This is a genomic window from Pseudomonas sp. 2995-3 (genome assembly GCF_002742565.1).
Lineage (GTDB): Bacteria > Pseudomonadota > Gammaproteobacteria > Pseudomonadales > Pseudomonadaceae > Aquipseudomonas > Aquipseudomonas edaphica.
Map to the genome: position 1 here is coordinate 1 of NZ_LJSB01000032.1, position 299 is coordinate 299.

Annotated in this window: 1 protein-coding gene; it reads left to right on the plus strand. The window is 41.8% G+C overall.

What is annotated here, in order from left to right; all coding sequences use genetic code 11:
* Positions 1 to 299 (plus strand): homocysteine S-methyltransferase family protein (locus AOA62_RS00120; protein WP_178075610.1); only part of this gene is annotated, 299 nt, incomplete at both ends.

A 299-nucleotide genomic window follows, 5' to 3' on the forward strand; every position in this document is an offset into this window, starting at 1 on the left:
TGATAAAGGCTTTGTGCAAGGAGGGATTTCCCTTCAAGACGCATTTGGAAAACTAGAGAGTTTAGGTGCTGACGTTGTTGGGTTGAATTGTCGCATGGGTCCTCTTCATATGATTAATTCTTTGGAGCAAGTACCTCTGCCGTCGCAAGCATTTTTATCAGCTTATCCAAACGCAAGTCTACCAAGCTATTCAGATGGGCGTTATCACTATAAATCTAACATCGACTATTTTAAAAAATCAGCAGATGATCTATGGAAGCAGGGAGTACGTCTAATTGGGGGTTGTTGTGGTACTACAC